At 66.5% G+C, this 8,310-nt stretch carries 6 protein-coding genes and 1 pseudogene; 4 read left to right on the top strand and 3 right to left on the bottom strand.

Annotation, left to right across the window (positions count from 1 at the left end; translation table 11 throughout):
• Positions 1 to 120: pseudogene (locus tag GPA_RS20490) on the top strand (TlyA family RNA methyltransferase); the annotation flags it as partial.
• Positions 121 to 286: 166 nt separating this feature from the next.
• A complete protein-coding gene (locus tag GPA_RS04155) occupies positions 287 to 652 on the top strand; it encodes a YccF domain-containing protein (RefSeq protein ID WP_015539027.1) in 366 nt (121 codons plus the stop codon).
• A gap of 11 nt (positions 653 to 663) precedes the next feature.
• Here GPA_RS04155 and GPA_RS20715 read toward each other — a convergent pair whose 3' ends face one another.
• The 3 genes from GPA_RS20715 to GPA_RS04140 all read right to left on the bottom strand — a co-directional run bounded on the left by GPA_RS20715 (position 664) and on the right by GPA_RS04140 (position 3,776).
• Positions 664 to 1,086 carry a hypothetical protein gene (locus GPA_RS20715; RefSeq protein ID WP_147274539.1) on the bottom strand — a complete coding sequence of 141 codons (423 nt, stop codon included), beginning with the start codon at positions 1,084 to 1,086 and terminating at the stop codon, positions 664 to 666.
• An 86-nt stretch (positions 1,087 to 1,172) separates the two neighbouring features.
• On the bottom strand, positions 1,173 to 2,537 hold the full coding sequence (locus GPA_RS04145; RefSeq protein ID WP_015539026.1) for a PFL family protein: 1,365 nt from the start codon (positions 2,535 to 2,537) through the stop codon (positions 1,173 to 1,175).
• Positions 2,538 to 2,804: 267 nt separating this feature from the next.
• Positions 2,805 to 3,776 carry a biotin--[acetyl-CoA-carboxylase] ligase gene (locus GPA_RS04140; protein ID WP_041239050.1) on the bottom strand — a complete coding sequence of 324 codons (972 nt, stop codon included), beginning with the start codon at positions 3,774 to 3,776 and terminating at the stop codon, positions 2,805 to 2,807.
• A gap of 621 nt (positions 3,777 to 4,397) precedes the next feature.
• On the opposite strand from GPA_RS04140, the gene GPA_RS04135 reads away from it, so the two are divergent.
• Both GPA_RS04135 and GPA_RS19730 read left to right on the top strand, forming a co-directional pair.
• The gene (locus GPA_RS04135) at positions 4,398 to 5,033 is read left to right on the top strand and encodes a TetR/AcrR family transcriptional regulator (protein WP_015539024.1); all 636 of its coding nucleotides are present in this window, start codon (positions 4,398 to 4,400) and stop codon (positions 5,031 to 5,033) included.
• 33 nt (positions 5,034 to 5,066) lie between these two features.
• Positions 5,067 to 8,310 (top strand): acyl-CoA dehydratase activase-related protein (locus GPA_RS19730; RefSeq protein ID WP_197533069.1); only part of this gene is annotated, 3,244 nt, incomplete at its 3' end.

Genomic DNA, 8,310 nt, shown 5'->3' with positions numbered 1-8,310 from the left:
GTGCGCGCGGCCCTCGAGGACGCGGGCTTCCGCACGACCGGCGTAGTGGAGTCGCCCATCACCGGCCCCGAGGGCAACGTGGAGTACCTTGTGCGCGCCGTGTACGGGGAAAGCGCCTGACCGGCGCACCCCGCACCCCGCACCCCGCACCCCGCACCCCGCACCCCGCACCCCGCACCCCGCACCCCGCACCTCTCGTGTTCATTGCTTATGATGCGGTAACGGTTTCCCCTTCGGGCGCCTTGGTGTGCCATACTCGCTGGGCGACAGGGGGAAAGGACGAGACATGAGCGTTATCGGCAACATACTGTGGTTCATCTTCGCGGGGCTTTGGCAGGGCGTGAGCTGGGTTCTCGTCGGCGCGCTGTGGTGCATCACCATCGTGGGCATCCCGGTGGGCACGCAGTGCTTCAAGATGGCCGGCCTCGCGTTCTTCCCGTTCGGCAAGGAGGTCGAGTACGGCGGCGGAGCCGGCTCCGCCATCCTCAACGTGCTCTGGTTCATATTCGGCGGCGTCTTCCTTGCCCTCGAGGCCCTGCTCAACGGCGTACTGTTGTGCATCACCGTCATCGGCATCCCCTTCGGCCTCCAGTGCTTCAAGCAGGCGAAGCTCGCGCTGCTGCCCTTCGGCGCCGTCGTCCGCGGGAAGTAGGAGCCCTTCCCCTATAAAAAATCACCGATATCTTCTTTCTGCTCACCAGCGGTCCTGAAAGAATAGCGGTTGAGGATGCGAAGCTGGCTCTGCGCCGTTTGAGAAAGCACGTCCATATATGCTCGCTCAACGAAGCCGACGTTGATGCTGTGCTCGATTCGACTTGGGGCGATTTCGAGGATGCGTGCGTATGTCAATCTGCCCTCAAGCTGAAGGCAGATGCCATCGTCACGCGCAATCAGAAAGACTTCGAGAAATCGTCCATCAGGGTATTCGATTGCGAGGAGTTCTTTGATCACCTTGCGGAGGATAAGGGCCTTGCCTACGAAGAGATAGCGTTTTAACGAGACTTGGTCTTGGCTGCTGGTCAAAAGAGCTGCCGCATCGTATTCCGAGGAAGCGATGCGAGGCGCTCCGCCCGGGGCGTCGAACAAGTTGCAATCGAGTGTGCGATAGAGCGGGATGAATAACGGAGGCGGCCCATGGCCGCCTCCGAGAGATAGCGCGCGGTGGCTCGCCCCTAGTTCTTCAGCGAGTTGAGCGGGGCGGGCATGCGGCCGCCGCGGTGGGCGAACACGCTGCCGGCATATTGGTTGACCGGCATGACCGGCGCGTAGCCCAAAAGGCCGCCGAAGTCGAGGCGGTCGCCCACGGTCTTGCCGATGGCGGGGATGAGGCGCACGGCGGTGGTCTTGCAGTTGATCATGCCGATGGCGCACTCGTCGGCGATGATGCCGAAGATGGTCTCCACGGACGTGTCGCCCGGCACGGCTATCATGTCGAGGCCCACCGAGCACACGCAGGTCATGGCCTCAAGCTTTTCGAGCGACAGCGCGCCGTCCTCGGCCGCGCGGATCATGCCGGCGTCCTCGGACACGGGGATGAACGCGCCGGACAGGCCGCCGACGCTCGAAGAGGCCATGACGCCGCCCTTCTTCACCGCGTCGTTGAGCATGGCGAGCGCCGCCGTGGTGCCGGGGCCGCCGCACTGGCCCACGCCGATAGCCTCCAGGATCTCGGCCACCGAGTCGCCCTCGGCGGGCGTCGGTGCGAGCGACAGGTCCAAAATGCCCTGCTGCACGCCCAGGCGCTTGCTGGCCTCGCGGGCCATGAGCTCGCCGGCGCGCGTGATCTTGAACGCGGTGGCCTTGATGGCCTCGGCCACGCTCGTGAGGTCGGCGTCCTTGGGCAGGTCGGCCAGCACGGCGCGTACCACGCCGGGGCCCGACACGCCCACGTTCACCACGGCGTCGGCCTCGCCCGAGCCGTGGAACGCGCCGGCCATGAAGGGGTTGTCCTCCACGGCGTTGCAGAACACCACGAGCTTGCCCGCGCCGATGCACTGGCGGTCGGCCGTGGCCTCGGCCGTGGCCTTCACGATGCCGGCCATCTTGAGCACGGCGTCCATGTTGATGCCGGCGCGCGTGGAGCCCACGTTCACGCTCGAGCACACGTTGTCGGTGACGGAGAGCGCGTGCGGGATGGAGTCCATGAGCTTGTGGTCGGCGGCCGACGCGCCCTTGTGCACGAGCGCGGAGAAGCCGCCCACGAAGTCGACGCCCACCTCCTTGCCGGCGCGGTCCATGGCCACGGCGATGGGGGTGAGGTCGGCCGCGTCGGTGGCGGCGCAGATCTCGGCGATGGGCGTGACGGAGATGCGCTTGTTCACGATGGGGATGCCGTACTCGCGCTCCAGCTGCTCGGCCGTGGGCACGAGCTGCTCGGCGGCCGTGGTCATGCGGTCGTACACCTTGCGCGCCATGACGTCGATGTCGGCGTCCGTGCAACCTCGCAGGTTCAGCCCCAGCGTGATGGTGCGGATATCGAGGTGCTGCTTGCTCACCATGGCAAGCGTTTCGGCGATTTCGGCAGGCGTGATCTGCATGGCCCCGTCTTTCTCTCTGGCGTGCTCGGAATGCGTGCCGAACCAGTCTAGCAAACCGCGCGTGCGGCGGCGGCACCGTTCGTTCGATTCCGAGGTTTCTTCTCACGAGGAATGCGAAAAAAAGAACGGATGTTTCACGTGAAACATCGCGGCGAGATCGCAGGAGCCGGTGATGGGACGGCGAAGGCGCAACAGGTGCGCGACGGGCTTGACGCGAGAGGGAAGGCGGGCGCAGATGCGAAAAGAGGAAGGCCGGGCGGAAGGAGGCTAGGCGGGGCCGGTGCTCACCTCGCCGTGGGGCAGTTCGCGGCGCGTCTTGTCGGGCAGCTCCACCACCAGCTTGAAGTCCTCGGTCAGGTCGACGGCCCGGGCGCGCACGCGCGAGCCGTTGCGCGTCACGACGATGGGCTGACCCAGCAGGAAGCACCGGCGGCGGTACTCGTCGTAGAACGAGCGGTCGGGCAGGTTCTCGTAAAGGCTCCAGAAGCGCGCCAGCATCTCGGCGGCCAGCCGGCTGCGCAGCACGCCGACGGCCTCGTCGCACACGGCGCCGGCCACGTCGGCTATCTCGCTGGGGAAGCCGGTGGCGGGCACCCGCACGTTCACGCCCATGCCGAGCACGGCGTGCTCGAAACGCCCCGATTCCATGTCAACCACGCCCTCGGTGAGGATGCCCGCCACCTTGCGGCCCCGGCAGAAGATATCGTTCACCCACTTGATGAGGGCCTCCTCGCCGGTGACGGCCTCGATGGCCTGCGCACAGGATACGGCGGCCGCGCAGGTGAGGTACTGCGCGGCGTCGGCCTGCAGCCGAGGGCGCAACACCACGCTCAAGTACACGCCCGCGCCGGCGGGGGAGTAGAACGTTTTGCCCAGCCGCCCCCGTCCGGCGGTCTGCTCCTCGGCCACCACGACCGCGCCCTCGGGTGCGCCCTCGAGCGCCCGGTGCCGCGCCTCGGCGTTCGTGGAGTCCACGCGCTTGCGCACCGTTATGCCGAACGGGTGCCCGTCGGGGAGGAACCGCTCGATGCTGGCCGGCGACAGCAGGTCGTTCTCCTGCGCCAGGCGATACCCCCGGTTCGTGGCGGCATCGATGACGTACCCTTCCGCCCGCAGCGCCTCCACGGCCTTCCACACTGCGTTGCGGGTCACTCCCAGCTCCTCTGCCAGCCGCGCTCCCGACACCTGCCGGTCCCGTTGGTCCTCCAGCATCCGCAGCACTTGATCCTTGGTCCCCATCGCGCGCCTCCCTCGTCCGTCGACCTTCCATCCTAGGGGAGCGGTTCCCTCACTGTCAACGTACATGATAAGGAAAGGTGACAATCGAGTTCGCGTGCGGCCTCGCTTCGATGAGATAGCGATCGAAAATTTGAGCGGTCAGACGCCTGGTAATGAAAACAACCAAAAATAGAACGAATGTTTCACGTGAAACAACGAAGGAAGTGGAGAACGGCAGCAGGCGGGAGGTCGTCGGCAGGTCAGGAGATCGCCGGCAGCAGGCGGGAAGTCGTCGGCAGGGCGGGCGCTTGCGCTCCTTGCAATGAAAAATTCGCGCAAGGATTCCGTATGCGCTTTTGCGAAATGCGGTTGGGGTTTCCGGTTGCGGTCGGGTTTGGGTGGGGAAAGTCCGGGAATCGGGGAGTGGCGTTGAAATTCTGCGGTTATCCTCGTACAATAGGCGTTATTGAACAAGTTGTCTATTATTGGTCGAAATGTTCAAAAGCGTATAATTTGCCTGTTCGACCAGTGTGTATCGGTTGGAACGAAGGGGGTCGCATGACGACGGCTGTTGCGGGGAAAATGGCGCGGGGTGCCGCGGAAGCTGCGTTGCCGGTTGTGGTCGCATCCGCCCCTGCCGCGATGGAGTCGGGCGAGGGCGCCCGCTCCGCTCCCCCATGCTGCGAGGATCGTCGCATCACGCGTTCGAAGCGCGCCCTGCGCGACGCGCTCATCGAGCTCATGGAGGAACGCGGCTTCGACGGCTTCACGGTGAACGACCTGTGCGTCCGGGCTGACTTGAACCGCGGGACGTTCTACAACCATTACCACGACAAGGAGGCGCTGCTCGCCGCGTTCGAGGGCGAGATCATGCACGACCTGGAGCGCTTCCAGGCGCAGATGCAGGAGCTGACGATGCCCTACCTGTGGGCGCACAAGGCGAAGAAGCGCCCGCTGCCCTTCCTCGTGGAGCTGTTCGACTACCTGCGCGAGCAGGGCGATTTCCTCCACGCGGTGCTCGGCCCCGGCGGCGACGTGCGCTTCGGCCCGCGCCTGCGCGACTCCGTCTGCATGAACCTCGTGCAGTCCATTCTGCACGAGCGCTACCGCAACGACCCCGCGCCGTTCGTCGGCTACTACGTGGCGTTCTTCGCGTCGGCGTACCTGGGCGTGATCGAGCGATGGATAGAGACGGGCATGCAGGAGAGCTCGGAGGAGATGGCGTTGATCGCCATGCGACTGTTCTTCATCAAGCCGGGCGAATCGATCAAACTGTAGCGCCTCGAAGCGCATGCCGAGGAGGCGGACTCTATGAAGGAACCTACGAAGGAGAGCGTCATGGCGAACGAGTCCATGAACACCAACGAGAAGCAGGCAGGGTGCGCGGAGGCCCGGGCGGAAGCCGGCCAGGGGCCGGCAGGCGGCGTCGGCGCTGAAGGCGGACCGGCTGCGGAGCCGGCCCCCCTGCATATCGGCATCGACGTGGGCTCCACCACGGTCAAGCTGGCCATCCTCGACATGGCGAACGACGTGAAGTTCTCCGTCTACCGCCGCCACCATGCCGACGTGCGCGCCACCATCGTGGAGGTGCTCTCGGAGGCCGCGGCCGACTTCGGCGACAAGCGCATGACCATCGCCATCACGGGCTCGGGCGGCTTGCTTCTCGCCCAGTGGCTGGGCATCGAGTTCGTGCAGGAGGTCATCGCCAGCAAGACGGCGGTCGAGACCTTCATCCCCGCAACCGACGTGGCCATCGAGCTGGGCGGCGAGGACGCGAAGATCATCTACTTCGACCAGGGTATCGAGCAGCGCATGAACGGCACGTGCGCCGGCGGCACGGGCGCGTTCATCGACCAGATGGCCGCGCTCCTGAACACCGATGCAGGCGGCCTGAACGTGCTGGCGCAGGGCGCGACCACGCTCTATCCCATCGCCAGCCGCTGCGGCGTGTTCGCGAAGACCGACGTGCAGCCCCTCATCAACGAGGGCGCGCGCAAGGAGGACATCGCGGCGTCCATCTTCCAATCAGTAGTGACGCAGACCATCAGCGGCCTGGCGTGCGGCCGCCCCATCCGCGGCCACGTGGCGTTCCTCGGCGGCCCCTTGCAGTACCTCCCCGAGCTGCGCAAGCGCTTCTACGAGACGCTCGAGCTGGACGACGAGCACATCATCGTGCCCGACAACGCCCATCTGTTCGTGGCCAGCGGCTGCGCCATCGCGGGCGCGGCCAGCGAGACGACGCGCGCCGAGCTCCTGGGCGACGTGCTCGAGCGCCTGAAGAACCTCGGCGACATCCAGGGCTCCGAGGTGGTGCGCCTGCCCCCGTTGTTCGCCAACGAGGACGAGCTCGCGCAGTTCAAAGCCCGCCACAACGGCGAACGCGTGCGCCGCGGCGAGCTCATGGACTACGAGGGCACGGCCTACCTGGGCATCGACGCCGGCTCCACCACGTTCAAGGCGGCGCTCATCGGCGAGGACGGCGCGCTTCTGTGGTCGCACTATGCCAGCAACAAGGGCGACGTGCTGGGCTGCGCCCGCACGGCGCTCACGAACCTGTACAACGCCATGCCGGTGAACGCCGACACCGGCGAGCCGCTCGTGCGCATCGGCCACGCCACGGTGACGGGTTACGGCGAGCACCTGCTGCTTGAGGCGCTGCGCGTGGACTCCGGCGAGATCGAGACGGTGGCCCACCTGCGCGGCGCGCAGGAGATGCTGCCGGGCGTGGAGTTCATCCTGGACATCGGCGGCCAGGACATGAAGTGCCTGCGCGTGAAGGACGGCGTGATCGACCACATCATGCTCAACGAGGCGTGCAGCTCGGGCTGCGGCAGCTTCATCGAGAGCTTCGCCACGGGGCTCAAGCTCGACGTGGCCGAGTTCGCGCAGACGGCCGTGAGCGCCGAGCGCCCCGTCGACCTGGGAAGCCGCTGCACCGTGTTCATGAACAGCCGCGTGAAGCAGGCGCAGAAGGAAGGCGCCACCGTGGGCGACATCGCCGCGGGCCTGGCCATCTCCGTCATCAAGAACGCGCTGTTCAAGGTCATCAAGATCCGCGACCCGCACGACGTGGGAACGAAGGTCATCGTGCAGGGCGGCACGTTCCTGAACGACGCCGTGCTGCGCGCGTTCGAGCAGCTGTCCGAGGTCAACGCCGTGCGCCCCGACATCGCCGGCAACATGGGCGCGTTCGGCGCAGCCCTCTTGGCGCGCGACCGCTACCATGCGACCGTGGCGCTCGAGGCCCGCAGGGCCGAGGCCGGCGCCGCGTGGAGCTCCGACAGCGAGGAGCTGGACACATCAGTCCCGATCAGGTCAACCCTCCTCTCCCTCGAGCAGCTGGCGGCCCTCTCCCCAACGCACAAGACCGTGCGCTGCAAGGCGTGCGAGAACCACTGCCTGCTCACCGTCAACGACTTCGGCGTGGACGAGGCCACGGGCAAACACCGTCGCTTCATCACGGGAAACCGCTGCGAGAAGGGCGCGGGCACGTTCGACGAGAGCAAGGCCGCGGTGCCGAACCTCTACGAGTACAAGAGCCAGCGCCTGTTCGGCTACGAGCCGCTTGCGCCCAGCGCCGCCCCGCGCGGCAGCGTGGGCATCCCGCGCGCGCTCAACCAGTACGAGAACTACCCGTTCTGGTTCACGTTCTTCACGAACCTCGGCTTCCGCGTGGTGCTGTCCGACCCGTCCACGAAGAAGACGTACGAGGCGGGCATCGAGTCCATGCCGTCCGAGAGCGTGTGCTATCCGGCGAAGCTCTCGCACGGCCACATCATGAACCTGCTGGACAAGCATCCCGACTTCATCTGGTTCCCGTGCAGCAAGTGGGAGCGCCAGGAGGACGAGGGCGCGGGCAACCACTTCAACTGCCCCATCGTGGCCAGCTACCCCGAGGCGCTGCGCCTCAACATCGACGAGCTGCGCACCTCCGACGTGCAGCTGCTCACGCCGTGGCTGCCCTACGACCAGAAGGAGCACCTCAAGAAGCGTCTGTTCGTGGAGCTGGTGGAGGCGCATCCCGAGCTCATGGGCAAGGCGGGCGCGCCCACGCAGGCCGAAATCGACGCCGCCGTGGACGCGGCGTGGGCCGAGGACGAGGCGTTCAAGCGCGACATCCGCGCGAAGGGCGAGGAGACGCTCGCCTGGATGGAGGCCACGGGCACGCACGGTATCGTGCTGGCCGGCCGCCCCTACCACAACGACCCGGAGATCAACCACGCCATTCCCGAGCTTCTGACCAGCTTCGGACTGGCGGTGCTCACCGAGGACTCCATCGCGCACCTCGGCACGCTCGAGCGCCCCATCCGCCTCGTGGACCAGTGGATGTACCATACGCGTCTGTACGCGGCGGCGAAGGTGGCCACCGAGCGGCGCGACCTCGACCTCGTGCAGCTGAACAGCTTCGGCTGCGGCCTCGACGCGCTCACCACCGACCAGGTGCAGGAGATCCTCGAGCGCGCGGGCAAGGTGTACACCGTGCTCAAGATCGACGAGGTGTCCAACCTGGGCGCGGCGCGCATCCGCGTGCGCTCGCTCTTGGCGGCGCTCAAGG

Origin of the sequence: Gordonibacter pamelaeae 7-10-1-b (genome assembly GCF_000210055.1) — a bacterium.
GTDB lineage: Bacteria > Actinomycetota > Coriobacteriia > Coriobacteriales > Eggerthellaceae > Gordonibacter > Gordonibacter pamelaeae.
Note: the sequence above shows the minus strand (reverse complement) of the source record. Positions and strands in the feature narration are given on the sequence as shown.